At 57.2% G+C, this 23,184-nt stretch carries 22 protein-coding genes; 11 read left to right on the top strand and 11 right to left on the bottom strand.

The window, feature by feature from the left end; genetic code table 11:
- The first annotated feature begins 28 nt into the window (after positions 1–28).
- A complete protein-coding gene (locus OXR61_RS12170; RefSeq protein ID WP_021509191.1) occupies positions 29–1,309 on the top strand; it encodes an MFS transporter in 1,281 nt (426 codons plus the stop codon).
- A gap of 49 nt (positions 1,310–1,358) precedes the next feature.
- On the opposite strand, the gene OXR61_RS12165 is transcribed toward OXR61_RS12170, so the two are convergent.
- Genes OXR61_RS12165 through OXR61_RS12155 form a run of 3 tightly spaced genes read right to left on the bottom strand, consistent with a single transcriptional unit; the run spans position 1,359 to position 5,086 of the window.
- A complete protein-coding gene (locus tag OXR61_RS12165) occupies positions 1,359–2,573 on the bottom strand; it encodes a cytochrome c (RefSeq protein WP_267412256.1) in 1,215 nt (404 codons plus the stop codon).
- Positions 2,570–4,336 (bottom strand): GMC family oxidoreductase, encoded by a 1,767-nt coding sequence (locus tag OXR61_RS12160; protein ID WP_021509193.1) that lies wholly within the window; start codon positions 4,334–4,336, stop codon positions 2,570–2,572. The genes OXR61_RS12165 and OXR61_RS12160 overlap by 4 nt, the downstream gene beginning before the upstream one ends.
- Positions 4,337–5,086, bottom strand: coding sequence for a gluconate 2-dehydrogenase subunit 3 family protein (locus OXR61_RS12155; protein WP_230857109.1), 750 nt, complete (start codon positions 5,084–5,086; stop codon positions 4,337–4,339).
- 278 nt (positions 5,087–5,364) lie between these two features.
- Here OXR61_RS12155 and OXR61_RS12150 point away from each other — a divergent pair, with 278 nt between their 5' ends.
- Positions 5,365–6,129: an SDR family oxidoreductase gene (locus OXR61_RS12150; protein WP_021509195.1), complete on the top strand. Its 765-nt coding sequence runs from the start codon at positions 5,365–5,367 to the stop codon at positions 6,127–6,129.
- Between the two features lie 56 nt (positions 6,130–6,185).
- Here OXR61_RS12150 and OXR61_RS12145 read toward each other — a convergent pair whose 3' ends face one another.
- Positions 6,186–7,055: an MBL fold metallo-hydrolase gene (locus OXR61_RS12145; RefSeq protein WP_021509196.1), complete on the bottom strand. Its 870-nt coding sequence runs from the start codon at positions 7,053–7,055 to the stop codon at positions 6,186–6,188.
- Positions 7,056–7,227: 172 nt separating this feature from the next.
- On the opposite strand from OXR61_RS12145, the gene OXR61_RS12140 reads away from it, so the two are divergent.
- The gene (locus OXR61_RS12140; RefSeq protein ID WP_021509197.1) at positions 7,228–8,115 is read left to right on the top strand and encodes a LysR substrate-binding domain-containing protein; all 888 of its coding nucleotides are present in this window, start codon (positions 7,228–7,230) and stop codon (positions 8,113–8,115) included.
- 17 nt (positions 8,116–8,132) lie between these two features.
- Here OXR61_RS12140 and OXR61_RS12135 read toward each other — a convergent pair whose 3' ends face one another.
- A complete protein-coding gene (locus OXR61_RS12135; RefSeq protein WP_021509198.1) occupies positions 8,133–9,029 on the bottom strand; it encodes a TIGR01777 family oxidoreductase in 897 nt (298 codons plus the stop codon).
- A 204-nt stretch (positions 9,030–9,233) separates the two neighbouring features.
- On the opposite strand from OXR61_RS12135, the gene yfcF reads away from it, so the two are divergent.
- Positions 9,234–9,875 carry a glutathione transferase gene (gene yfcF, locus OXR61_RS12130; RefSeq protein WP_021509199.1) on the top strand — a complete coding sequence of 214 codons (642 nt, stop codon included), beginning with the start codon at positions 9,234–9,236 and terminating at the stop codon, positions 9,873–9,875.
- A gap of 105 nt (positions 9,876–9,980) precedes the next feature.
- Positions 9,981–10,526 (top strand): NUDIX hydrolase YfcD, encoded by a 546-nt coding sequence (gene yfcD, locus OXR61_RS12125; protein WP_021509200.1) that lies wholly within the window; start codon positions 9,981–9,983, stop codon positions 10,524–10,526.
- Between the two features lie 45 nt (positions 10,527–10,571).
- Here yfcD and OXR61_RS12120 read toward each other — a convergent pair whose 3' ends face one another.
- From OXR61_RS12120 to ackA, 3 genes are all read right to left on the bottom strand, one after another.
- Positions 10,572–11,831: a 4-aminobutyrate--2-oxoglutarate transaminase gene (locus OXR61_RS12120; RefSeq protein WP_021509201.1), complete on the bottom strand. Its 1,260-nt coding sequence runs from the start codon at positions 11,829–11,831 to the stop codon at positions 10,572–10,574.
- 146 nt (positions 11,832–11,977) lie between these two features.
- Positions 11,978–14,122, bottom strand: coding sequence for a phosphate acetyltransferase (gene pta, locus OXR61_RS12115; protein ID WP_176428128.1), 2,145 nt, complete (start codon positions 14,120–14,122; stop codon positions 11,978–11,980).
- A gap of 69 nt (positions 14,123–14,191) precedes the next feature.
- The gene (gene ackA / locus OXR61_RS12110; protein WP_021509203.1) at positions 14,192–15,394 is read right to left on the bottom strand and encodes an acetate kinase; all 1,203 of its coding nucleotides are present in this window, start codon (positions 15,392–15,394) and stop codon (positions 14,192–14,194) included.
- Between the two features lie 339 nt (positions 15,395–15,733).
- Between ackA and yfbV the strand changes: the two genes are divergently transcribed.
- The 3 genes from yfbV to OXR61_RS12095 all read left to right on the top strand — a co-directional run bounded on the left by yfbV (position 15,734) and on the right by OXR61_RS12095 (position 17,505).
- Positions 15,734–16,186, top strand: coding sequence for a terminus macrodomain insulation protein YfbV (gene yfbV / locus OXR61_RS12105; RefSeq protein ID WP_021509204.1), 453 nt, complete (start codon positions 15,734–15,736; stop codon positions 16,184–16,186).
- Positions 16,187–16,336: 150 nt separating this feature from the next.
- Positions 16,337–16,831, top strand: coding sequence for a YfbU family protein (locus tag OXR61_RS12100; RefSeq protein WP_021509205.1), 495 nt, complete (start codon positions 16,337–16,339; stop codon positions 16,829–16,831).
- A 14-nt stretch (positions 16,832–16,845) separates the two neighbouring features.
- A complete protein-coding gene (locus OXR61_RS12095; protein WP_021509206.1) occupies positions 16,846–17,505 on the top strand; it encodes a sugar phosphatase in 660 nt (219 codons plus the stop codon).
- Positions 17,506–17,530: 25 nt separating this feature from the next.
- Here OXR61_RS12095 and yfbR read toward each other — a convergent pair whose 3' ends face one another.
- On the bottom strand, positions 17,531–18,130 hold the full coding sequence (yfbR, locus tag OXR61_RS12090; protein ID WP_021509207.1) for a 5'-deoxynucleotidase: 600 nt from the start codon (positions 18,128–18,130) through the stop codon (positions 17,531–17,533).
- Positions 18,131–18,200: 70 nt separating this feature from the next.
- Positions 18,201–19,418 (bottom strand): pyridoxal phosphate-dependent aminotransferase, encoded by a 1,218-nt coding sequence (locus OXR61_RS12085; RefSeq protein WP_021509208.1) that lies wholly within the window; start codon positions 19,416–19,418, stop codon positions 18,201–18,203.
- 965 nt (positions 19,419–20,383) lie between these two features.
- Here OXR61_RS12085 and lrhA point away from each other — a divergent pair.
- Positions 20,384–21,307, top strand: a complete 924-nt coding sequence (gene lrhA / locus OXR61_RS12080; RefSeq protein WP_021509211.1) for a transcriptional regulator LrhA — start codon at positions 20,384–20,386, stop codon at positions 21,305–21,307.
- 48 nt (positions 21,308–21,355) lie between these two features.
- On the opposite strand, the gene OXR61_RS12075 is transcribed toward lrhA, so the two are convergent.
- Positions 21,356–21,490 carry a hypothetical protein gene (locus OXR61_RS12075; RefSeq protein ID WP_021509212.1) on the bottom strand — a complete coding sequence of 45 codons (135 nt, stop codon included), beginning with the start codon at positions 21,488–21,490 and terminating at the stop codon, positions 21,356–21,358.
- A gap of 477 nt (positions 21,491–21,967) precedes the next feature.
- Between OXR61_RS12075 and OXR61_RS12070 the strand changes: the two genes are divergently transcribed.
- Positions 21,968–22,411, top strand: coding sequence for an NADH-quinone oxidoreductase subunit A (locus OXR61_RS12070; RefSeq protein ID WP_021509213.1), 444 nt, complete (start codon positions 21,968–21,970; stop codon positions 22,409–22,411).
- Positions 22,412–22,426: 15 nt separating this feature from the next.
- Positions 22,427–23,104: an NADH-quinone oxidoreductase subunit B gene (locus OXR61_RS12065; RefSeq protein WP_021509214.1), complete on the top strand. Its 678-nt coding sequence runs from the start codon at positions 22,427–22,429 to the stop codon at positions 23,102–23,104.
- The last annotated feature ends 80 nt before the right edge of the window (positions 23,105–23,184 follow it).

Here is a 23,184-nt window from a genome sequence, read left to right as displayed (position 1 = left end):
CGGATTAGCGAACGGAAGGAAGATTGTCATGCAATCGAACGCATACTGGTTTGGCTTACCGAAAAAGATGTTCTGGGGCTTTCTGGCCATCGCCATTTTCATGGCCGGCGACGGCTTCGAAATGGCGTTTCTCTCGCGCCACATCACTGACATGGGCTTTTCGCCGGCCCAGTCGGCGGTGGTGTTTACGTTTTATGGTCTGGCCGCCGCGCTGGCGGCGTGGGCCTCCGGTGTGGTGGCGGAGCTGATTACGCCGCAGCGCGCCATGATGATTGGCTTTGTGCTGTGGATCGTCATGCATGCGCTGTTTATGTCGCTGGGGCTCGGGCTGCGTAACTATCCGCTGATGGTGCTGTTCTACGGCATTCGCGGCCTGGCCTATCCGCTGTTTATCTACTCGTTCATGATGATGCTGGTGCAGGTGCTGCCGCGTGACAAGCTGGCCGCCGCCACCGGCTGGTTCTGGGCGATGTATTCCGTGGGGATTGGCGTGGTGGGCAGCTATCTGCCGAGCCTGACCATCCCGATGCTGGGCGAAACCGGCACCTTATGGCTGGCGATTGTCTGGGTGGCGTGCGGCGGCGTGCTGGCCTACTTCAGCCTGCGCAACGTGCCGGTGGATCGTTCCCGCGTTAATCTGCCGCTGCGCGATAAGATGACGGAGATGTCGCGTGCCGTAACCATTCTGTTCACCAACCAGCATGTGTTTTATGCCTGCCTGATCCGCATCATCAATACGCTGTCGCTGTTTGGTTTTGCCATCATCATGCCGCTGCTGTTTGTCGATCGGCTCGGCTTTACCATCTCCGAATGGCTGCAGATTTGGGCGGTGTTCTTCTTCGTCACCATCTTTACCAATATTTTCTGGGGCATTACCGGTGAGAAGCTGGGCTGGATCCGTCAGGTGCGCTGGTTCGGCTGCCTCGGTATGGCGATCTCCAGCCTGGCGTTTTACTACCTGCCGCTGTATGCCGGGCATAATTTCTGGGTGGCGCTGATTCCGGCGATCATGCTGGGGATCTTTGTCGCTGCCTTTGTGCCGATGACCGCGGTGTTCCCGACGCTGGAACCGCATCATAAGGGCGCAGCGGTATCGATTTACAATCTGTCGGCCGGGCTGAGTAACTTTGTTGCCCCGGCGATTGCTTCACTGCTGCTGCCGTTCTTCGATATCGTCGGGGTGGTGTGGGCCTATACCGCGCTCTACCTGTTCGCCGGCGTGCTGACCTTTATCATTCGCGTGCCGCAGCCGGGACACACGCGGGAAGCGTCAGCGGTGAAGTCGTCGGTGGTGCAGCAGCGCAGCTAACGCTGAGCCTGTCGCACCGGCAGCCGCCGCTGCCGGTGCTGACACGGCGCTATTCCAGCTTCTGTTTCACTTTCTTCACGTCGTCAGCGCTGACCGGTGCGGCGGCATTTCCCCAGCTGTTGCGGATGTAGCTCACCACCGCGGCGATCTCCTCATCACCCAGCGTGCCGGCAAAGGCCGGCATTGCCGGTGCCGTGGGGCGGGCATCAGTATCGACTCCGCGACTACCGGCGGCGACCACCCGAATTAGCGAGGTGGCATCCTCCTGATTGAGCAACGGATTGTCCGCCAGCTGCGGGAAGATATTCTTCTCACCGCGGCCGCCCGGGCTGTGGCAGGCTGAACACTTCGCCGCATAGATTTGCGCGCCCAGCTTCATGCGATCGTCCGTCGCGGCAAGTGCGGCGGGCACTTGCTCATCACGCGATTCCCCGCTTTTCAGGTACACCGCCACCGCCTGCAGATCTTCATCGCGCCAGTGCTGCGTGGAGTGACGCACCGCGTCGGCCATCGGACCGGAAGCGATATCGAAACGGTTCACGCCGGTACGCAGGTAGCTGACGATATCCTGCTGGCTCCATTTGCCCAGCCCGCTGTGCGGGTTCGCGGTGATGTCCGGCGCCATCCAGCCTTCGACCACTTCGCCACGCAAAAACGCGCCGTTTTTATCGCCGCCGAGCAGATTTTTCGGCGTATGGCAGGTGCCGCAGTGGCCCGCGCCCTGCACCAGATACGCATCGCGATTCCACTGGGCGGATTGACGGGCGTCCGGCTGGAACGCGCCCTGGTCAAAGTTGATCCAGTTCCACACCATCAGGCTGGTGCGGATGTTGAAAGGGAAGGGCAGCTGATTGGTCTCGACCGGGTTGTGTATCGGCTGCAGCGTCTGCATCCATGCCCACAAATCCTGCAGATCCTTATCCGACATTTTGGTGTAGGCGGTGAACGGCATCGCGCCGTACAGCCGCTTGCCGCCGTGGCCGATGCCCTCGGTCATGGCGCGGCGGAAATCTTCATAGCGCCAGTTGCCGATGCCGGTTTCGCGGTCCGGCGTGATGTTAGCGCCGACCAGCGTACCAAACGGCGTCTGCAATCTGACGCCCCCGGCAAACGGCTGCTGCGGATCGGCGGTGTGGCAGGCGGTGCAGTCCGCCAGCGTGGCGATATAGCTGCCGCGCGCGTACTGATCGTATTCCGGCTGGGCGTGAGACACAAAGCTGGTAAGCAGCAGCGCGGCAGCGCACAGAGAGAGGCGTGTTTTCATGCGGTAATCATCTCCCCGGGACGTTGCAGATAGTAGTGACGAATCGCATGCGCCGCTTTGAATGCCAGCGCGCCGACGGTGCCGGTCGGGTTATAGCCCGGGTTTTGCGGAAAGGCTGACGCGCCCACCACGAACAGGTTCGGTACATCCCACACCTGCAGATGTTTATTGACCGAGCTGGTTGAGGGATCGCTGCCCATGATAAAGCCGCCAACCACGTGCGACGACTGATACGGCACGCTGCTCCAGTGGCCGGTCATCGGTTTGACAATCATCTCGCGCGGGTTCATTGATTTAGCGATTTCCGCCACTTTACCCGTGCAGTACTGCGCCATTTTCAGATCGTTCGCCGCAAAGTCGAAAGTAATGCGCAGCAGCGGTCGGCCGTGCGGATCTTTGTAGTTGGGATCGAGCGACAGATAGTTGGTGCGCGTGGTGTAGCTGCTGGCCTCGCAGCCAATCGACATGGTGCTGAGGTAGTTGTCTTTCAGCGCGCGCTTCCACTTTGAGCCCCATTTGGGCGTGTTAGGCGGCAGCGGCCGGTAGCCAATCGGTGCCGAGCCGATGGGCGTCACGCGGATGCTGCCGCCGCCGAAGAAGCCCAGACCGCTGTGGTCAAAATTATCGTTATTGAATTCATCAATGCCCATGCCCACCGCGCCGGCACCGATAAACGGGTTAAAGTTTTTGTTGTCAAAAAACAGCGTGACGCCGTTGGCGGTCTGATAGGCGTAATTGCGGCCGGTGGTGCCTTTGTTGGTGACCGGATCATAAGCCTGGCCAATGCCGGAGAGCAGCATCAGGCGCACGTTTTCAAAGGTAAAGGCGGCGACGATCACCAGATCGGCCGGCTGTTCCCACTTATCGCCGGAGGAGTCGATGTAGGTGACGCCGGTGGCCTGTTTGCCGCTGGCATCGGTCAGCACTTCCAGCACTTCGCAGTTGGTATACGCGGTAAAGTTCTCTTTGCGCATCAGCGCCGGCAGCACGGTGGTGATGGCGCTGGCTTTCGAGTAGTTGGCGCAGCCGTAGTTGGTGCAGAAGCCGCAGAAGGTGCAGGGACCCATGGTGACGCCATAGGGATTGGTGTACGCCTCGGAGACCAGCGAGGAGGGCACCGGAAACGGCTGGTAGCCGAGATTTTTTGCTGCTTCGGCAAACAGCGTCGGACCATAGGGCTGGCGCAGCGGCGGCGTCGGATAGTCGGCCGACCGCGCGCCCTCGAACGGATTGCCGCCCGCCCGTTTCTGTCCCTGAATATTGCCGGCGTAACCCGAGGTGCCGGCCACGCGCTCAAATTGCATGTAGTGCGGCTCCATCTCCTCCCAGCTGGTGCCCCAGTCCTGCAGCACCAGCTCATCCGGAATGGCACTGGCGCCGTAGCGTTCGGTCAGGTGGCTTTTCAGGCGAAACTCTTCCGGCTGAAAGCGAAAGGTAATGCCGGCCCAGTGGTTGCCCGCGCCGCCGGTGCCGTTGCCCGGATGGAACGAGCCCCAGGTGCGCATTGGCAGGGCGGTTTGCGACGGATTGTTGCGCATGGTGCAGGTGTTCTGCCGCGTGCGCAGCATCAGCTCTTCGCGCATCACGTAGCGCAGCTCGTCGGTGACGGTGCCAATATTGAAGTCACGCGCGGTGTCGCGCCACGGGCCGCGCTCAATGCCGATCACTTCCAGGCCTTCGTCGGCCAGTTCATTGGCGATAATCGATCCGGCCCAGCCGAGACCAATCACCACCACATCGGTTTTCGGTAATTTCTTCATCATCTATCCCCGTGCTTTCCATTGCGCAATGCTGATCGGCTCTAAGCCCAGATTTTCGTTGTGGCGCTCAACGTATTCGCGATAGTCGTAGCGCGCGCCGGGAAAGCCCAGCATCTTCCACGACACCATGTCTTTGTTGCCGCCGTAGATCGGATCGGCAAAGAAGCCTTCCATGGTGTTGTTCAGCACCTCAAGAAACAGCGACTGCGCATCAAAGCCGCTGAAATGCACCTTTCCGGCTTCCATGTCTGCCAGCAGCGCGTCCTGCTGCGCCGGCGTCAGATCGACAAAGTTCTTTTGCGAAGTTTGCTGCACGTAGCGGTTGAGCGCCGCCAGCCCCTGGCGATAGCGCTGTTGCGGCACCAGCGGCGACTGGTCGCCCTGCTCGGTGGTGCCTTGCTGAAACGGGCCCTGCATGTAGAGACGTTCGAAGGTGCCATAAAAGCCGTGCAGCTGGCGGTCGATAAAGACAGCGCAGCCGGCTTCTTTGCCGCCAACGCTCAGCTCGTCCGCCGGGATAATGCGGTCAACCATGGCCTCCACGGTGCGCGCTTCTTCTTCGGTGAAGAACAGCCAGCCCTGAGCCTGGAACTGTTCCGGTGGGTTATCGGCGAAGGGTGTCCAGCCGGGAGCGCCCTTGAGGGAGACAGCATCGGCGGCGCGGGTGACGCCAGCGGCAACGCCCAGCGTCGACCAGGTCAGCACCTGGCGTCGTGTGACACCGGGCAGGGTTTTGGCTCGTTTTTTCATCATCGCTTCCAGACAGAGTAACAAGATAAGGCGTAACCGGCCGGCGTGCGCGGCGGCACAGCGGTCCGGAATCTTCAGTTTTTGTAAATTTTTATGGCGAATGTTAACTGTAGACGGGCTGGGTGGTGACGACCAATAACCGTACAAAAAAGTGCACTATTTGATAATCCGCCGGTTTTTTTCTGAACTAAGCGCCACGTTAAATCTGCAGGCTTCGCTTGAACTCAGCGCGCTGGCTGCCAGGCTTAACCGTTTCAACCACGAAAAAACCAGGAGGAAATATGTCGCGCTTTGCAGAGAAAGTGGTGGTGATTACCGGAGCCGGATCCGGCATTGGTGCCGCAGCGGCGCAGCGTTTCGCCAGTGAAGGCGCTCAGGTGGTGCTGGTGGGCAGAACCCGCGACAAGCTGGAACAGGTGCTGAGCACGCTGAGCGGCGAGAAGCATCTGGTGGCACCCTGCGACGTCGGCGATGCGGATCAGGTTAAACAACTGGCAGAGCAGGTGCAGCAGCAGTATGGGCGCGTGGATGTGCTGGTGAATAACGCCGGCAGCATCGTGCAGGGCAAAATTCACGAAGTGTCGATAGCGGACTGGAAGTCGCTGATGAGCACTGACCTCGACGGTGTATTTTACTGCACCCACTTCTTTATGCCCGCGCTGCTCAACAGTAAAGGCAACGTGGTGAATACCTCGTCGGTATCCGGACTGGGCGGCGACTGGGGCATGAGTGTCTACAACGCCGCCAAGGGCGCGGTGACCAATTTTACCCGCGCGCTGGCGATGGATTATGGCACCGACGGCGTGCGTGTTAATGCCGTTTGCCCTGGCTTTACCTTCACCGATCTCACCGAAGAGATGAAAAACGATGAGGCGCTGCTTGCACGCTTCTATGACCGTATTCCGCTGGGCCGCGCCGGTGAACCGGAAGATATCGCCAGCGCGATTGCTTTCATTGCCAGCGACGATGCGCGTTATATCACCGGCGTTAACCTGCCGGTCGATGGCGGTCTGACGGCGTCGAACGGCCAGCCGAAACAGGCGTAAGTGATAACAGGCGGAGGGTCAGGTGTAATGTCACCGTCAATCCGCCTGTTAGTCGGTCATGGCTCACCCGCTTCGCCATCGTGACTCGCTGACACATAGCTGGCCGTATAACCGCCGTTCTCTAACGCCACGATTCTGGCAAAGCCAGACGCGCCAAAATGCATGCCGGCAATCACCGTATTTTCCGCTGCCACCTGCTGCAAAATACGCTGGCGCGTCTCTCTGGCCATGACGGGATCGATATCGAAGGCGATAGAAACCTGCGGACAGGCCAGCTGAACAGGCGGGTAATGCACAATATCACCCCAAATCAATAAACGCTCGCCGTCTGAATCAATGCGAAACCCGCAATGCCCTGGAGTATGACCGGGCAACGCCAGCGCACGGATTCCCGGGCTGATCTCCTCATCCGCCATTAGCTGCAGCCGCGGGCTATAAGCCTGCAGCATGCGCCGCACCAGCGCCGCGTTTAACTGCGCGCGTTCACTCAGCTGGCTGATCGCCGCATCATCCTGCCAGAAGGCGGCTTCGCTGTGGCTGAGGCAGAGCCGGGCATGGCGAAAGACCGGCTGACCCGCGCTGTCCAGCAAGCCGCCAATATGATCGGGGTGCGCATGGGTTAATAACAGGGTATCGATGTCGTCCGGCGTCACCCCGGCCAGCTGCAGATGAGGCAGTAATTTGCCGCTCTGCGCATCGCGTTTTCCCATCCCGGTATCCACCAGAATCACGCGTCCCTGACCGCGAATCAGATAACAAAACACATGGATGTCGCCCGGCTGTGCTATGCCTGCCTGGCGTTGCAGATCGACCGCATCGTCGTGGTGAATATCCGTTAATAAACTTAGACTGGCTTGCATAGTGCCGTCGCTGATGGCGCTGACCTGATATTTCCCTGTGGTGTATGAAAATATTGCCTGGCTCATAATGATCTCTGTGCGCTAATTTATTCGTTCACGTTAAACAAAATAACGCGGCAATTTTCGCGGCGGATTAGCGCGATGATAATGCTGCGTCAGTGGCTGTTAGCGCGATAATGACGCTAACACCGTTAAGGTGACCAGTGTCATTTTTGACAGAGTTGAGACCCGGATTGTCATGGACATAAAAATTTTGCGCGCCTTTGCCACTGTCGCGGCGCTGGAGCATATTGGTCAGGCTGCGGAACGGTTACATATTTCGCCGTCTCCGCTTAGCCGGCAAATTCAGCAGCTGGAAAGCGAACTGGGCATGGTGCTGTTTCACCGTGAAAAGAAACGTCTGCGCCTGACGGACGAGGGTAAGCGCTTTCTCACCGAGGTGACGCCCTTTTTGCAGCATCACGAACGGCTAAAAGAGTATGCGCAGCATCTGCAGCAGGGTGACGTTGGGCGGCTGGATATTGGATATGTGGAGGCGGCTATTCACTCGCGCCTGCTGCCCGCGGCGCTGGCGCGGCTGGCACCGGGGGCGGGCATTGATGTCCGGCTGCATGCGTTACGTTCTGCACAGCAAATTGCCCGGTTAGAGGCGGGGGCGATCGATATTGCCATTGTGCATACGCTGCCGCACGATGACGCGGATTTTCTGCATAAGAAGATCGCGACCGAACCGGTGCTGCTGGCGATGCCGGCATCCAGTGCGCTGACCGCGCCCGTGGCGGCTGATTTGCACGGCCGGGCGTGGATTGCCGACCAGGAAAATCTCAACCCTGCCGCGCGGGCGCGATTGCTGGCAGCCTGCCAGCGTGCCGGCTTTCAGCCGGATATTCGTTTTGAAGTGAATGGTCCGCTGGCCGCGCTTGCCTGTGTCGAAGCCGGGCTGGGTTTCACCCTGATCCAGCACAGCCTGGCGCGCATCGTTCCGGATAACGTTGTGCTGATGCCGCTACCCGATCTGGCGCTGGAGATTGTGCTATATGCCGTCTGGCGCAGGCAGGATACCCGACCGTTGACGGCGCGTTTTCTGCAGCAGCTTTGCCTCACGCCCGCCGTGGCGCCGCGGTAAGGCTGAGCGGAGGTGCGTCAGCCGGCGACATCCTGCAGCGCTTCCTGCAAATCGTACCAGCGGAAACCAAAGCCGGACTCCTCCAGCCGCTTCGGCAGCACGTGCTGCCCGCCCAGCACCAGCACGGCGGATTCTCCCATCATCAGTTTAATGGCGCTGGCCGGAGTGCGCATAAAGGCCGGACGGTGCATCACCTGGCCCAGCGTGGCGGCGAACTGCTCGTTGCGCACCGCGTAAGGCGCCACCATGTTGAACGGGCCCTGCAACTGATCGTTATCGATCAACCACAGGATGGCGTTGACCAGATCGTCCACGTGGATCCACGGCAGGTACTGTTTGCCGCTGCCAATCGGTCCGCCGACGCCAAGTTTGAACGGCAGCTTCATTTTGCTCAGCGCGCCACCTTCGCGCGCCAGCACCACGCCGGTGCGCAGCAGGCACACGCGGGTGCGCTCGCTTTGCGCCTTCAGCGCCAGCTGCTCCCAGCGGGCGCACAGGGTGTGAGTAAACTCCTCGTGGCCCGGATCGTCCTCGGTCACCACCACATCGCCGGTATCACCATAAAAGCCGGTAGCCGAGCCGGAAATCAACAGGCGCGGCGGATTGCTGCTGGCGTGGATCAGCGAGACGATCTGTTCAGTGATTTGCCAGCGGCTTTCGCACAGGCGCTGCTTCTGCTGCTCGGTCCAGCGCTTGTCGGCAATCGGTTCTCCCGCCAGATTGATGACGCCGTCAATAGCATTGAGATCGGACTGCTGGTTAATGCCTGACCACAGCATCACGCGCGCATCGAGTTTTTCCCGCGCGGCCGCCACGTCACGCGTTACCACATTCACCTGATGGCCCAGCTGCAGCAGGCGCGGAATTAAATGGCGACCTATCAAGCCGGTACCGCCGGTAATAAGCAGGTGCATGTTTAGTCTCCCTGTCATTAATTATCTGCTCTGAATTGAGCATAGAAGAGAAGTGCCGCTGCGGCGTGACAGCGCTTACGCTTATGATGAAAAACCGCCAGTTTGCCGTGGTCCTGCGGCAAAACATCGGACCAGCGCGCCATTGCCTTAGCCGGCAAAAATCGGTAAACATGATGCACACCTGACGCTTAGCCGAGGCAGCTGATGAACTATCCCGCCATTACCTTGTGGTCCGATTCCTGTTTTTTTAGCCCGTATGCCATGTCAGTTTATGTTGCGCTTACCGAGAAGGGCATTCCCTTTACGGTCAGGCGCGTTGACCTGTCGCGCAATGCACAGCTTGACGATGAATACCGCGGCCTGTCGCTGACCTGCCGTGTGCCCACGCTGCAAATTGATGATGTCAGCCTGAATGAATCCTCGGCCATCGCCGAATACCTCGAAGAGCGTTTTCCGGCGCCGGAGTTTGAGCGCCTCTATCCGCGCGATCGCGAAAAACGTGCTCACGCGCGCGAAGTGCAGGCATGGCTGCGCAGCGATTTACTGGCGCTGCGTACGGAGCGACCCACCGAAGTGCTGTTTGCTGCTGAACGCTTTGCTCCGCTCACGCCCGCTGGCGAACAGGCCGCCAGTAAACTGATTGCCGCGGTGCAGCGCCTGCTGCCGGATGGCCAACAGAACCTGTTTGGCGAGTGGTCGATTGCCGACACCGACCTGGCGGTGATGATTAACCGGCTGGCGCTGCACGGCGATCCGCTGCCGGTGAAGCTGCAGCACTATGCAGAATTCCAGTGGCAGCGCGCCTCGGTGCAGCTGTGGCTGGCCGAGTCGGGTAAAGCACGCTAAAACCTTGCGGCGACGAAAAGAACGCTTTACCTTAGCGCTCATTCTAATAAAGCATCGCAAACAGGCGCGTGCTGGGCACGCCGAAAACAGAGAAAGGGTTACCGGATGGTGGATCAAACGGCAGGTGACGGTATCGAGTGGGTGGATATCGTTAGCGAAGAAAACGAAGTGATTGCGCAGGCCAGCCGTGCGCAGATGCGTGCGCAATGTCTGCGCCATCGCGCTACCTATATTGTGGTGCACGACGGCATGGGCAAGATTCTGGTGCAACGCCGTACCGAGAGCAAAGATTTCATGCCGGGTATGCTGGATGCCACTGCGGGCGGCGTAGTGCAAAGCGGTGAAGACCTGCTGGAATCCGCCCGTCGTGAAGCGGAAGAGGAGCTCGGCATCGCCGATGTCCCGTTCGCCGAGCACGGCAAATTTTACTTCGAAGATCAGCACTGCCGCGTATGGGGTGGACTGTTCAGCTGCGTGTCGCACGGTCCGTTTGCCATGCAGGAAGAGGAAGTGGATGAAGTGTTCTGGATGACGCCGGAAGAGATCACCGCCCGCTGTGATGAATTCACCGATGATTCACTCAAAGCCCTGTCGCTGTGGCTGAGCCGCAACAGTGACGCGGTGCGCAGTAAGCAAAGCAGCGAAGCCTGATTCCTGCGCTTCCGCATTAAGGCACCCTAAGGGTGCCTTTTGTGTTTAATGCTGGCTGAGAATGCGGGTGAGAATGTTCAGCGCCGTACTAAACTGGGCGTCCGGAATGGTTAGCGGATAAAGAAAGCGGATCACGTTGCTGTGCACGCCGCAGGTCAGCAGAATCAATCCTTCGGCCAGCGCCTGCTGCTGAATCGCTTTGGCGATTTCCGCCGAGGGCCGGCCGCTGGCGTCATGAAACTCCGCCGCCATCATCGAGCCATAGCCGCGCACCTCGGCCAGCGCACGGCAGCCGGCGCCGTTCAACGCTTCTGCCAGCTGCGTACCGAGCCATTGCGCACGCTCGCACAGCTTTTCCTCACTGATAATATCCAGCACCGCATGCGCGGCGGCAATTGCTGGCGGATGGCCGGCATAGGTGCCGCCCAGACCACCCGGCTCCGGTGCATCCATCACCGCGGCCCGGCCGCTCACTGCCGACAGCGGAAACCCGCCTGCCAGACTTTTCGCCAGGGTGATCAGATCCGGCTGCACCTCATAATATTCACTGGCAAACAGCCTGCCGGTGCGCGCAAAACCGCTCTGTACTTCATCGGCGATCAGCAGGATGCCGTGGCGATCGCACAGTTGACGCAGCGCCGTTACAAACTCTGGCGGCGCGACATAGAATCCGCCTTCGCCCTGAACCGGTTCAAAGATGATGGCCGCCACCTGCTGTGGCGCAATATCGCTGCGGAAAATCATCTCCAGACTGTCGAGCGCATCGTGCACGCTGACGTTATGCAGCGCATTGGGGTAACGCGCATGAAATACCGGGCTGGCAAACGGGCCGAAGCCGGTTTTGTAAGGCAGAACTTTGCCGGTCAGCGCCATGGTCATATTGGTGCGACCGTGGAACGCGCCGCTGAAGGCGATTATCCCCGGACGACCGGTGGCTGCGCGCGCGATTTTCACCGCGTTCTCAACTGCCTCGGCGCCGGTAGAGAAGAAGGTGGTTTTCGCGGCGCCTTCAATCGGTACCAGCGCATTCAGACGCTCCGCAAGGTGAATGTAGTTCTCATACGGCACGATTTGAAACGCGGTATGAGTGAAGCACGTCAGCTGCTGCTGTACCGCCGCCAGCACTTTGGGATGCCGGTGTCCGGTATTGAGCACCGCAATGCCGGCGGCGAAATCAATATATTCCCGCCCCTGCTGGTCCCACAGCGTGGCGTTTTCGGCTTTCGCCGCAAAGAAATCACACATCACGCCCACGCCTCGCGGCGTGGCCTGTAACCGACGGCTGTGCACATCACTGTTGCTCATTGCTGACCTCGTAAGTCGCGGGAGAGTGTAATCAGTGTTAGCGCGCAGACGGGATTTTGCCAGTGCGTTTATACGGGCAGGGTTGTGGCGCAGGATAAAAAAAAGCACGCCCGGGCGGGCGTGCTGATGCGGAGCGGGGAAGGGGATTAGCCTTCAGCCTGCTGCGACTGAATCGCCGTCAGCGCAATGGTGTAGACGATATCATCGACCAGCGCACCGCGTGACAGGTCGTTAACCGGTTTGCGCATGCCCTGCAGCATCGGCCCGATGGAGATCAGGTCGGCAGAACGCTGCACCGCTTTGTAAGTGGTGTTACCGGTGTTGAGATCCGGGAAGATGAATACCGTCGCACGTCCGGCCACCGCTGAGTTCGGTGCTTTAGACTTGGCGACGTCTTCCATGATTGCGGCGTCGTACTGCAGCGGGCCATCAATCACCAGATCCGGGCGTTTTTCCTGCGCAATGCGCGTTGCTTCACGTACTTTCTCCACGTCGCTACCGGCACCGGAGTTACCGGTAGAGTAGGAGATCATCGCCACGCGTGGATCGATGCCGAAGGCTTTGGCGGAGTCGGCAGACTGAATCGCGATCTCGGCCAGCTGTTCCGGATTAGGATCCGGGTTGATGGCGCAGTCACCGTACACCAGCACCTGTTCTGGCAGCAGCATGAAGAACACTGAGGAGACCAGCGAGCTGTTCGGCGCGGTTTTGATCAGCTGCAACGGCGGACGAATGGTGTTGGCGGTGGTGTGAACCGCGCCCGAGACCAGACCGTCAACTTCGCCGCTTTCCAGCATCATGGTACCCAGCACCACGTTATCTTCCAGCTGCTCCTGCGCGACCACTTCGGTCATGCCTTTGCTCTTACGCAGCTCAACCAGGCGCGGCACGTAGTTGTCACGCACCACCTGCGGATCGACAATTTCAATGCCTTTGCCGAGCTCAACGCCCTGCGCTGCGGCCACGCGCTGAATCTCATCCGGATTGCCCAGCAGCACACAGGTGGCGATGCCGCGCTCGGCACAAATCGCCGCCGCTTTAACGGTACGCGGTTCGTCGCCTTCCGGCAGGACGATGCGCTTGCCGGCTTTACGCGCCAGTTCGGTGAGCTGATAGCGGAATGCCGGCGGTGACAGACGACGGCTGCGTTCGGATGTGGCGGTCAGCGATTCAACCCAGTCAGCATTGATAAAGCCGGCCACATACTCCTGCACTTTTTCGATGCGCTGCGTGTCGTCAGCCGGCACTTCCAGGTTAAAGCTCTGCAGGCTGAGCGAGGTTTGCCAGGTGTTGGTTTTTACCATGAACACCGGCAGGCCGGTCTGGAAGGCTCGTTCGCACAGACGGGCGATCGGCGCTTCAATCTGATAGCCGCCGGTCAGCAGCACCGCACCAATTTCGATGCCGTTCATCGCCGCCAGACAGGCCGCCACCAGCACGTCAGGACGGTCGGCTGAGGTCACCAGCAGCGAGCCCGGACGGAAGTGCTCCAGCATATGCGGGATGCTGCGCGCGCAGAAGGTGACGGATTTGACGCGACGCGTGTGGATTTCACCTTCGTTGATGATCTCCGCGTTGAGATGGCGGCACATATCAATGGCGCGCGTCGCGATCAGATCAAAGCTCCACGGCACGCAGCCCAGCACCGGCAGCGGGCTGTTGGCGAACAGTTGCTTAGGATCGATGTTGGCGATGCTGGCTTTCGAGGAGTCGTCGAAAATTTCTGACAGATCCGGACGGGTACGGCCCTGCTCATCCACTGGCGCGTTGAGTTTGTTGATGATGACGCCGGTGATGTTTTTGTTTTTGCTGCCGCCGAAGCTGCTCTGCGTCAGTTCGATGCGCTCTTTCAGCTGTGCCGGTGAGTCGTTACCCAGCGACATGACGAAGACGATCTCCGCGTTCAGCGTTTTGGCAATTTCATAGTTCAGCGCCGAGGCAAACTGATGTTTGCGCGTCGGAACCAGGCCTTCCACCAGCACCACTTCCGCATCTTTGGCGTTGGCGTGGTAGTTGGCGATGATCTCTTCCATCAGCACATCCTGCTGGTTAGAACCCAGCAGCGACTCAACGCGGGACATCGGCAGCGGAACCGCGGCCGGAATAGCGGAGTTTTTGCGAATGATGGTGGTGGTCTGGTCTGGCGCATCGCCGCCAGCGCGCGGCTGGGCGATCGGTTTGAACACGCTCAGGCGCACGCCTTTGCGCTCCATGGCACGAATCACGCCAAGGCTGACGCTGGTCAGGCCGACGCTGGTGCCGGTAGGAATAAGCATAATTGTACGTGACACTATAGAAACCTCGCGGTGTTACAGGGTGTCAAAAACAACACCGTCAGCCGAAGCTGACGGAGAGAAACATTACGCGGTGAGGCGCGCGGCGTCCTGGGCGATGACCCACTCTTCATTGGTTGGAATCACCACCGCCGGGCGGGTACCTTCTTTATTGATGAAGCCGGACTTGCCGAAGCGTGCAGCCAGGTTGCGCTCGTGGTCAACCTCGAAGCCAAGCAGACCCAGTTTGTCCAGCGCCAGCTCACGCACCATCGCCGCGTTTTCACCGATACCGCCGGTAAACACTACCGCATCCAGACGGCCTTCCATCAGCGCGGTGTAGCTGCCGATGTACTTCGCCAGGCGGTGACAGAACACATCCATCGCACGTTTGGCATCGTCCTTAGTAGCGTAGTTATCTTCCACGTAACGGCAGTCGCTGGTGACTTCGGTCAGGCCGAGCAGGCCGGACTCTTTGGTCAGCAGTTTGTTGATCGCATCCACGCTCATACCCAGCGTATCGTGCAGGAAGAAGACGATAGCCGGATCGATGTCACCGCTGCGGGTGCCCATCACCAGACCTTCCAGCGGTGTCAGACCCATTGAGGTATCTACGCACTGGCCGTTACGGATGGCCGCCACAGAACCGCCGTTGCCGAGATGGCAGGTGATGATGTTCAGCTCGCTGACCGGCTTGTTCAGCATTTTGGCGGCTTCCTGCGTCACATAGTAGTGACTGGTGCCGTGCGCGCCGTAGCGGCGCACGCCGTGCTCTTTATACAGGTTGTACGGCAGGGCATAGAGATAGGACTCTTCCGGCATAGTCTGATGGAAGGCGGTGTCGAAAACGGCGACATTTTTATCCGACAGGTGCGGGAAGTTTTTCATGGCTTCGTCGATGCCGATCAGGTGCGCCGGATTGTGCAGTGGCGCGAAGGACGACGCGTCTTTGATGCCCTGAATCACGGACTCGTCAATCACTACCGATTGCGTCAGCTGCTCGCCGCCGTGAACGATACGATGACCGATTGCAGCGATTTGTGCCGAAAGCTCTGGTTTTTGTGCCAGAATAGTTTTAACGATGAAGTTCAGCGCTTCGCTGTGCGCTGCGCCCGCGCCGAGCGGGGCTTCCTGTTTGCTGCCGTCCAGTTTCCACTTGATGCGCGCTTCCGGCAGGTGGAAACACTCCGCCAGACCGGAAAGATATTCGTCACCGCTGGCTGGATTGAGAATGGCAAACTTAAGAGAGGAGCTGCCGCAGTTGAGGACCAGTACTAACTTCGTCGACATGGAAGTACCTATTTTGTTAAATAGTGGCTAAAAATAACGCAATCAGACTAACAGCGTAGCCTATGAAAGCTGGTAGATTAATGATTAACATCATGCGCTAGTCAAAAAAGAAACGACACGCAAAAAATTTCGGTAATTTTACGCAGATTTTTGAAATCCACGAAGCGAAACATGGCTCCAGCGCGCTCTTTTATTGAGCTGCGGCTTCCGGTAATGTTGCAAAAACGGCGTCAGAATACCCACTGTGACCCGCAAAGACAAAATCTTTTGAAGGATGTCACGTAAAGTTGTGTAGTTATAAAATTTTTTTAAATGTTGCAGTAATAGTTGAGGTCTACCATGGCGAATGACGCAGGCAATCCAGGCTGGTTCGGCTTATTTCAGCGCGGCCAGCACTACATGAAAACCTGGCCCGCCGACAAACGTCTGGCGCCGGTGTTTCCTGAGAACCGTGTGGTGACGGCAACCCGCTTTGCGATTCGCTTTATGCCGCCGCTGGCCATTTTTACGCTGACATGGCAAATCGCGCTCGGCGGTCAGCTCGGTCCGGCGATTGCCACCGCGCTGTTTGCCTGTAGCCTGCCGATGCAGGGATTATGGTGGCTGGGTAAACGTTCCGTCACGCCGCTGCCGCCCACGCTGCTGCACTGGTTCCATGAAGTGCGCGCCAAACTGGAAGAGGCCGGACAGGCCATTGCCCCCGTTGACGGCAAGCCAACTTACCAGGCGCTGGCGGATGTGCTCAAGCGTGCTTTTAAGCAGCTCGACCGTACTTTCCTCGACGATCTTTGATCAAATGGCGCTTTTCTCTGCCAGAGAATTTGCGCCCAATCCCGGTTCAAATCAAAGAATAGTGATGCGGACATACACGCATCGCTTTCGTTGTGTAATCATTTCTGCATTGTTTAAATCTTAAGCGGCCCTGCGGCCCGGGAGTAAACCATGGAAATGACCCATGCACAGCGACTGATTCTTTCTAATCAATACCAGATGATGGCGATGCTTGAGCCGGATAACGCCGAGCGCTATCGCCGCTATCAGACCATTATTGAACGCGGCTATGGACTGCAATTGCGCGAGCTGGACAAGGAGTTCGGCGAGCTGAGCGAGGCGACCTGCCGTACGCTGATCGACATTATGGAAATGCATCATGCGCTGCATGTTTCCTGGTCCAATCACAAAGCGCCGTGCAACATTGAAGAGCGTCGCCTGGCGTTTCTCGGCTTCGACGCGGCCACCGAAGCGCGTTACCTCGGCTATGTGCGCTTTATGGTTAATGTGGAAGGGCGCTATACCCATTTCGATTCCGGCACCCACGGCTTCAATGCGCAAACCCCGATGTGGGAAAAATACCAACGCATGCTGGCGGTGTGGCACACTTGTCCGCGTCAGTATCATCTTAGCGAGAATGAGATCGCGCAAATCCTCAATGCCTGAATAAGGAGCAACGTGTGAAGTACAGGGGTTTTCTGTTTGATTTAGACGGGACGCTGGTGGATTCACTGCCGGCCGTGAATCGCGCCTGGTCAAGCTGGGGCGCGCGCCACGGCCTGGCCGCGCAGCAGGTGCTGGACTACATTCACGGCAAACCGGCGATCAACTCGCTGCGCCACTTTATGGCGGGCCAGTCTGAAGCGGCGATCCAGGCTGAATTTCGCTGGCTGGAGCAGCTGGAAGCAGAAGACACGGCAGGCGTGCAGGCGATTGCTGGTGCCCACGCGTTGCTGGCTACCCTGAACGCACTCGACATTCCCTGGGCGATTGTGACCTCGGGATCGATCCCGGTGGCGCACGCCCGCCACAAAGCGGCCGGCTTACCGCTGCCGGAGGTGTTTATTACCGCCGAGGACATTAAATTCGGTAAGCCCAATCCTGAACCTTATTTGCTGGGTGCTGAGCGGCTCGGGCTTTCTGCGCCAGAATGCGTGGTGGTGGAAGATGCACCGGCGGGCATTATCGCCGGGCTGGAAGCGGGCAGCGCCGTGGTGGCGGTCAATCCGCCGGCCGATGCGCCGCGCCTGAGCGAAGTGGCGCTGCAGGTGGAAAATCTGCAGCCGCTGCACATCAGTAAACAGCCGGACGGTTATTTCAGCGTGACGCTCCGCGCCTGAAACAGCCCACGCTGAGCGGCGCAGGTTACAGCGGCGTATCCTGGGAAATTTCATCCAGAGACAGGCTGAAGCTGGGGATGAAGACTTCAACGAAGTAATCCATCTCCGGCGATCGCCGCTGCGCCAGCGTCTTCTCCAGACGGGCTTTGGCCAGCAGAAACTCGTTGTTGCCGGCCGACAGTTCTTCAAGGCACTTGAGGTAGGCGCACAGCGCATCAGCCTGTTTCACCACCGCCTGCTCGCTCTCGCTATGCAGGTGCTCATCCAGCAACGGACGATACGCGTCCTGCAATTCAGGCGGCAGCATCTCAATCAGCTTGTGCTGCGCAATCTTTTCAATCTTCTTGTATTCATGGGCAATCTGCGCGTTGTAGTACTTTACCGGCGTGGGCAAATCGCCGGTCAGCACTTCGCTGGCATCGTGATACAGCGCCAGCATGGCGATGCGATCGGCATTCAGATTGCCGTTAAATTTTTTGTTTTTAATGATGGCCAGCGCATGCGCCACCATGGCGACCTGCAGACTGTGCTCGGAGACATTTTCCGTGCGCACATTGCGCATCAGCGGCCAGCGGTTGATGAGTTTCAGGCGGGAGAGGTGGGCGAAAAAGTGGCTACGGGTCATGGACGGTTCCTGTTGCACGGCGGGGAGCTTGTGCGGCTCCCCGAAAGTCAAACAGTATACGCGTCACAGATTACTGGCGATAGCCTTGCAGGAAGCGACCAAACTTGTTGATGGCCATCTCGAGGTCGTCCACGCGCGGCAGGGTAACGATGCGCACGTGATCCGGCCACGGCCAGTTAAAGGCAGTGCCCTGCACCAGCAGCACTTTTTCCTGCAGCAGGAAATCCAGCACCATTTTCTGGTCGTCCATGATGTTAAATTTCTTCGCATCGATGCGCGGGAACATATACAGCGCGCCCTGCGGCTTCACGCAGCTGACGCCGGGAATATCGTTAATCAGTTCCCAGGCGCGCTGGCGCTGCTCAAACAGCCGCCCACCCGGCGCGATAAACTCGCTGATGCTCTGATAGCCGCCCAGCGCAGTCTGTATGGCATGCTGCGCTGGCACGTTAGCGCACAGACGCATTGAAGCCAGCATCTCCAGACCTTCGATATAGCCTTTAGCGTGCTTTTTCGGTCCGTTCAGCACCATCCAGCCCTGGCGGAAACCCGCCACGCGGTAGGTTTTGGACAGCCCGTTGAAGGTCACGGTCAGCAGATCCGGTGCCAGCGCGGCAATCGAATGATGCTGGGCTTCGTCATACAGAATCTTGTCGTAGATCTCGTCGGCGAAGATGATCAGGTTATGCTGGCGGGCGATCTCCACAATCTCCAGCAGCAGCTCTTTGCTGTACACCGCACCGGTCGGGTTGTTGGGGTTGATGATCACGATCCCGCGGGTACGCGGCGTGATTTTGCTGCGGATATCATCCAGATCCGGGAACCAGCCCGCGGATTCGTCGCACAGATAGTGCACCGCTTTGCCGCTCGACAGCGAAACCGCCGCCGTCCACAGCGGATAATCTGGCGCGGGCACCAGCATCTCATCGCCGCTGTTCAGCAGCGCCTGCATCGCCTGCACGATCAGTTCAGACACACCGTTGCCAATATAGATATCTTCTACCGTAACGTCGCGCATGTCGCGCGCCTGGTAGTGCTGCATGATGGCTTTACGTGCTGAATAGAGACCTTTCGAGTCGCAATAGCCTTGCGCGCTCGGCAGGTTACGAATCACGTCTACCAGGATTTCATCAGGGGCTTCAAAACCAAACGGGGCAGGGTTGCCGATGTTGAGTTTGAGAACTTTGTTGCCTTCTTCTTCGAGACGTTTAGCTTCTTTCAGTACCGGGCCACGAATGTCGTAACAGACATTTTCCAGCTTGCCGGATTTATCAATTTGAAAATTCATCGTTACCGCCTTAATGGGCAGAGTCCTTTTAACCTGCCACTAAAATCAAACCTGCTCAATTTACTCCTCTCACCGTAACAAAAGAAGGGCAGCGCTGGGTTTTGGCGCGATAGCCAGGCTTTGCCGGATTCAGTGGCGCGAAACGCATTTTTAACTATTAAAACTGGTTTAATTATCTATTAAAATGGCAGGAATCAACATTAAATGCTTGCGCTGATCGGGTCGCCTGTAAACCGGGATATCCAGCCGCGCGCCGCGCCATTCAGCAATTTTTCATTTAACTGCGGTCTGAGGAACGGTTAGCGACTTGATGAAATAGTTAAAGGAATCTTGTTAGATGCCGAAAAAATGTGCAGCAATGATTAAGCACTATCTGGCATGAGGCGATGACGACGGTTATTTGCTTTGCGAAGCGGTTGAAACCAGGCCCCGTCAGCCGGGGATAAAACCGCGTGGCAGCGGCTTAAATAGCATTTACGCTGTCACTTTAACGCTTATCATTCAGTTTAAGAACCAGGCGGGTTAAAAAATCAGCAGCGTTGTGGCAGGATGTGCCGGAAATGGCTTTTGGTCAAAAATTACGATGTTTTGAACAAAAACATTTCCATTTATAGCGTAAAAATGATTAAGTATAATTTATTATTTGATGCACTTTATCGCTTCGCATCAGCATAACAAGATGTTATTCCTTTTTGCCCCGCAGGACAGTTTGGCGGGAAACCAGGCAACTACACAGCTTCCAGCAACGTTCTACTGACGTCCCTGGCCCAGGAAGTTGTTCTGACTTTTACGACGCCATTGCCCGTTTTGCGGTGATGTGTTCGTCGGCATCCGCCTGACTCGATTTTTTCATGAGCGCCTTCACACAGGGCGATCATTAAGCACCATTACCACTTATCTCTTTGATAAGTATGGTAATACACCAGGGTAGTAGTTTCAAAAAATCTTATAAGTGAAGAAATAACATGACTAATGCAAATCGTCCGATACTGAATCTCGACCTCGATCTGCTGCGTACTTTTGTCGCCGTTGCTGACCTGAATACCTTTGCAGCCGCCGCTGCAGCAGTATGCAGAACGCAATCAGCCGTAAGCCAGCAGATGCAACGTCTGGAACAATTGGTAGGTAAAGAGCTGTTTGCCAGACATGGACGTAACAAATTGCTGACTGAGCATGGCATTCAGCTGCTTGGCTACGCCAGGAAGATCCTGCGTTTCAACGATGAAGCCTGCACTTCTTTAATGTACAGCAATATCCAGGGCGTGCTGACGATTGGCGCGTCTGACGATACCTCTGATACCATTCTGCCGTTTCTGCTTAACCGCGTAACGTCAGTGTATCCGAAACTGGCAATCGACGTCCGCGTGAAGCGTAATCCGTTTATGATGGAGATGCTGAACCAGGGCGAAGTGGATCTGGTGGTGACCACCTCCAGTCCGGGTAACTTCACCTACCAGGTGCTGCGCACCTCGCCAACGCTGTGGTACTGCGCGGCAGACTATATTTTCCAGCGCGGTGAAGCCATTCCGCTGGTGCTGCTGGACGAGCCAAGCCCGTACCGTGACATGGCGATCGATCATCTCAACGAAGCGGGTATCCCGTGGCGTATCTCCTACGTGGCTTCCACGCTGGCGGCGGTACGTGCGGCGGTAAAAGCGGGGCTGGGTGTCACCGCGCGTCCGGTTGAAATGATGAGCCCGGAGCTGCGCGTGATGGGGGCGGCAGAAGGCCTGCCGGTGCTGCCGGATACGCAATATTTGCTGTGCCGTAATCCGGACAGCGATAATGAGCTGGCACTGGCCATCTTCAACGCGATGCAGTCTACTAACGATCCTTACAATCTGAGCGCGAATCCGGACGGTACGCTGCTGCTGGATGATGAAGAGTAAGGTTGACCGTTACTGGTAATCCGTCACAACCGGCATGCCAGATAATTGTTAAAAGTTAGAGAAAAGAGCCTTAGCCTGATGAAAATCAGCTAAGGCTTTTTTTATGGCGGTTATTTCCGCTTTTTTAGCACGATTAGCACCTGATAATTTCACTAACTTCCTGAAAAGTGAAATGTGTTTCATTTTCATCCTGCGCGGAATTTATTTATCATTTCGTGCCAACTATATCTCCGTCTTTCGTCAGACCGCCTGCCGGTTTTTCCAGCAAAAAACGTCAATATGTGTTCTGGATCAAAAAAATACCCCCGATAAGGGGGGGGAAATCCGCGCAAGACCTGTCAAACTATGATTGTTAAACGCACGATCCATGCATGTGAATACCCGCTACACTGAAATTAACCGTACAAACTGAAGCGATTTAGCTGGCGCTCAGGGGTGCATATGTTAATAATATGATGCGGGTGTAAATTAATGTTTGGATACTTTTGTCAAAGTTGACAAAAGGTTATAGAAAGGAGTAAAAAACCCCATAAAATTGCTGCTTAATTGATAAAGACAGCAAAGTTTATAAGGTTTTTTATCCTTCCCTTGAATCGATGTGGTGTGTTTGCTGCGACAGTGCAGGATGCCATCGCCACTTTTGATGAGTAAGCAAAGAGTATGTCAACAACCACAGAAGTCATCGCTCATCACTGGGCGTTTATTGTTTTCATTGTTATCGCGTTTGGCCTGTGTGCCTTTATGTTAACCGGTGGCTGGTTGTTAGGTGGACGTGCACGCGCGCGCCATAAAGACACGCCGTTTGAATCCGGTATCGAATCCGTCGGTGATACCCATATCCGCCTCTCGGCAAAATTCTATCTGGTTGCGATGTTTTTCGTCATTTTCGACGTCGAAGCCCTCTATCTATACGCATGGTCGACCTCCATTCGCGAAAGCGGCTGGGTCGGCTTTGTCGAAGCCGCAATTTTCATTTTGGTGCTCCTGGCAGGCCTGGTTTATCTGGTGCGCATCGGTGCGCTGGATTGGGCGCCTGCGCGTCGTCGCGTAGTCGTCAAATCGAGCCCGGTCAGCCACAGTCACACCAACCCTCATAAGCAGTAAAAGCGAGGCAATAAGATGGACTACACGCTGACACGCGTAGACCCGAACGGGGGCGATAACGACCGTTATCCCCTGCAGAAACAGGAGATTGTTACCGATCCTCTGGAGCAGCACGTTCATCGCAGCGTCTATATGGGCAAGCTCGAGCACGCCCTGCATGACATGGTGAACTGGGGTCGTAAAAACTCTCTCTGGCCGTATAACTTCGGCCTTTCCTGTTGCTACGTGGAAATGACCACGTCATTCACCGCAGTACATGATGTGGCGCGTTTCGGTGCGGAAGTAATGCGCGCCTCGCCACGTCAGGCTGACTTTATGGTGATCGCCGGTACGCCGTTTACCAAAATGGCGCCGGTGATTCAGCGTTTGTATGACCAGATGCTGGAACCAAAATGGGTGATTTCGATGGGGGCCTGCGCCAATTCCGGCGGCATGTATGACATCTATTCGGTGGTGCAGGGTGTGGATAAATTCCTGCCGGTTGATGTGTATATCCCGGGTTGTCCGCCACGTCCGGAAGCTTACATGCAGGCGCTGCTGCTGCTGCGTGAGTCCATCGGCAAAGAACGTCGTCCGCTCTCGTGGGTGGTTGGCGATCAGGGCGTGTATCGCGCCAATATGCAGTCTGAGCGTGAAAGAAAGCGTGGTGAGCGTATTGCCGTCACCAACCTGAGAACCCCAGACGAAGTTTAAGCACCCCGTACACGGATGGAGCCACGGCCGCAGCAGATAATGACAACGTAGTGTGTGCCGCCATCCTGACGCCTTCTTTT

The sequence above is a fragment of the Pantoea sp. GM_Pan_4 genome (assembly GCF_026541005.1).
Taxonomy (GTDB): Bacteria; Pseudomonadota; Gammaproteobacteria; order Enterobacterales; family Enterobacteriaceae; genus Pantoea; species Pantoea dispersa.
Note: the sequence above shows the minus strand (reverse complement) of the source record. Positions and strands in the feature narration are given on the sequence as shown.

What these genes read in the sequence shown, in the direction of transcription:
- OXR61_RS12170 (WP_021509191.1), top strand. Translation starts at nt 29, where the DNA reads ATGCAATCGAACGCATACTGGTTTGGCTTACCGAAAAAGATGTTCTGG.
- OXR61_RS12165 (WP_267412256.1), bottom strand. Translation starts at nt 2,573, where the DNA reads ATGAAAACACGCCTCTCTCTGTGCGCTGCCGCGCTGCTGCTTACCAGC.
- OXR61_RS12160 (WP_021509193.1), bottom strand. Translation starts at nt 4,336, where the DNA reads ATGATGAAGAAATTACCGAAAACCGATGTGGTGGTGATTGGTCTCGGC.
- OXR61_RS12155 (WP_230857109.1), bottom strand. Translation starts at nt 5,086, where the DNA reads ATGATGAAAAAACGAGCCAAAACCCTGCCCGGTGTCACACGACGCCAG.
- OXR61_RS12150 (WP_021509195.1), top strand. Translation starts at nt 5,365, where the DNA reads ATGTCGCGCTTTGCAGAGAAAGTGGTGGTGATTACCGGAGCCGGATCC.
- OXR61_RS12145 (WP_021509196.1), bottom strand. Translation starts at nt 7,055, where the DNA reads ATGAGCCAGGCAATATTTTCATACACCACAGGGAAATATCAGGTCAGC.
- OXR61_RS12140 (WP_021509197.1), top strand. Translation starts at nt 7,228, where the DNA reads ATGGACATAAAAATTTTGCGCGCCTTTGCCACTGTCGCGGCGCTGGAG.
- OXR61_RS12135 (WP_021509198.1), bottom strand. Translation starts at nt 9,029, where the DNA reads ATGCACCTGCTTATTACCGGCGGTACCGGCTTGATAGGTCGCCATTTA.
- yfcF (WP_021509199.1), top strand. Translation starts at nt 9,234, where the DNA reads ATGAACTATCCCGCCATTACCTTGTGGTCCGATTCCTGTTTTTTTAGC.
- yfcD (WP_021509200.1), top strand. Translation starts at nt 9,981, where the DNA reads ATGGTGGATCAAACGGCAGGTGACGGTATCGAGTGGGTGGATATCGTT.
- OXR61_RS12120 (WP_021509201.1), bottom strand. Translation starts at nt 11,831, where the DNA reads ATGAGCAACAGTGATGTGCACAGCCGTCGGTTACAGGCCACGCCGCGA.
- ackA (WP_021509203.1), bottom strand. Translation starts at nt 15,394, where the DNA reads ATGTCGACGAAGTTAGTACTGGTCCTCAACTGCGGCAGCTCCTCTCTT.
- yfbV (WP_021509204.1), top strand. Translation starts at nt 15,734, where the DNA reads ATGGCGAATGACGCAGGCAATCCAGGCTGGTTCGGCTTATTTCAGCGC.
- OXR61_RS12100 (WP_021509205.1), top strand. Translation starts at nt 16,337, where the DNA reads ATGGAAATGACCCATGCACAGCGACTGATTCTTTCTAATCAATACCAG.
- yfbR (WP_021509207.1), bottom strand. Translation starts at nt 18,130, where the DNA reads ATGACCCGTAGCCACTTTTTCGCCCACCTCTCCCGCCTGAAACTCATC.
- OXR61_RS12085 (WP_021509208.1), bottom strand. Translation starts at nt 19,418, where the DNA reads ATGAATTTTCAAATTGATAAATCCGGCAAGCTGGAAAATGTCTGTTAC.
- lrhA (WP_021509211.1), top strand. Translation starts at nt 20,384, where the DNA reads ATGACTAATGCAAATCGTCCGATACTGAATCTCGACCTCGATCTGCTG.
- OXR61_RS12075 (WP_021509212.1), bottom strand. Translation starts at nt 21,490, where the DNA reads ATGAAACACATTTCACTTTTCAGGAAGTTAGTGAAATTATCAGGTGCT.
- OXR61_RS12070 (WP_021509213.1), top strand. Translation starts at nt 21,968, where the DNA reads ATGTCAACAACCACAGAAGTCATCGCTCATCACTGGGCGTTTATTGTT.
- OXR61_RS12065 (WP_021509214.1), top strand. Translation starts at nt 22,427, where the DNA reads ATGGACTACACGCTGACACGCGTAGACCCGAACGGGGGCGATAACGAC.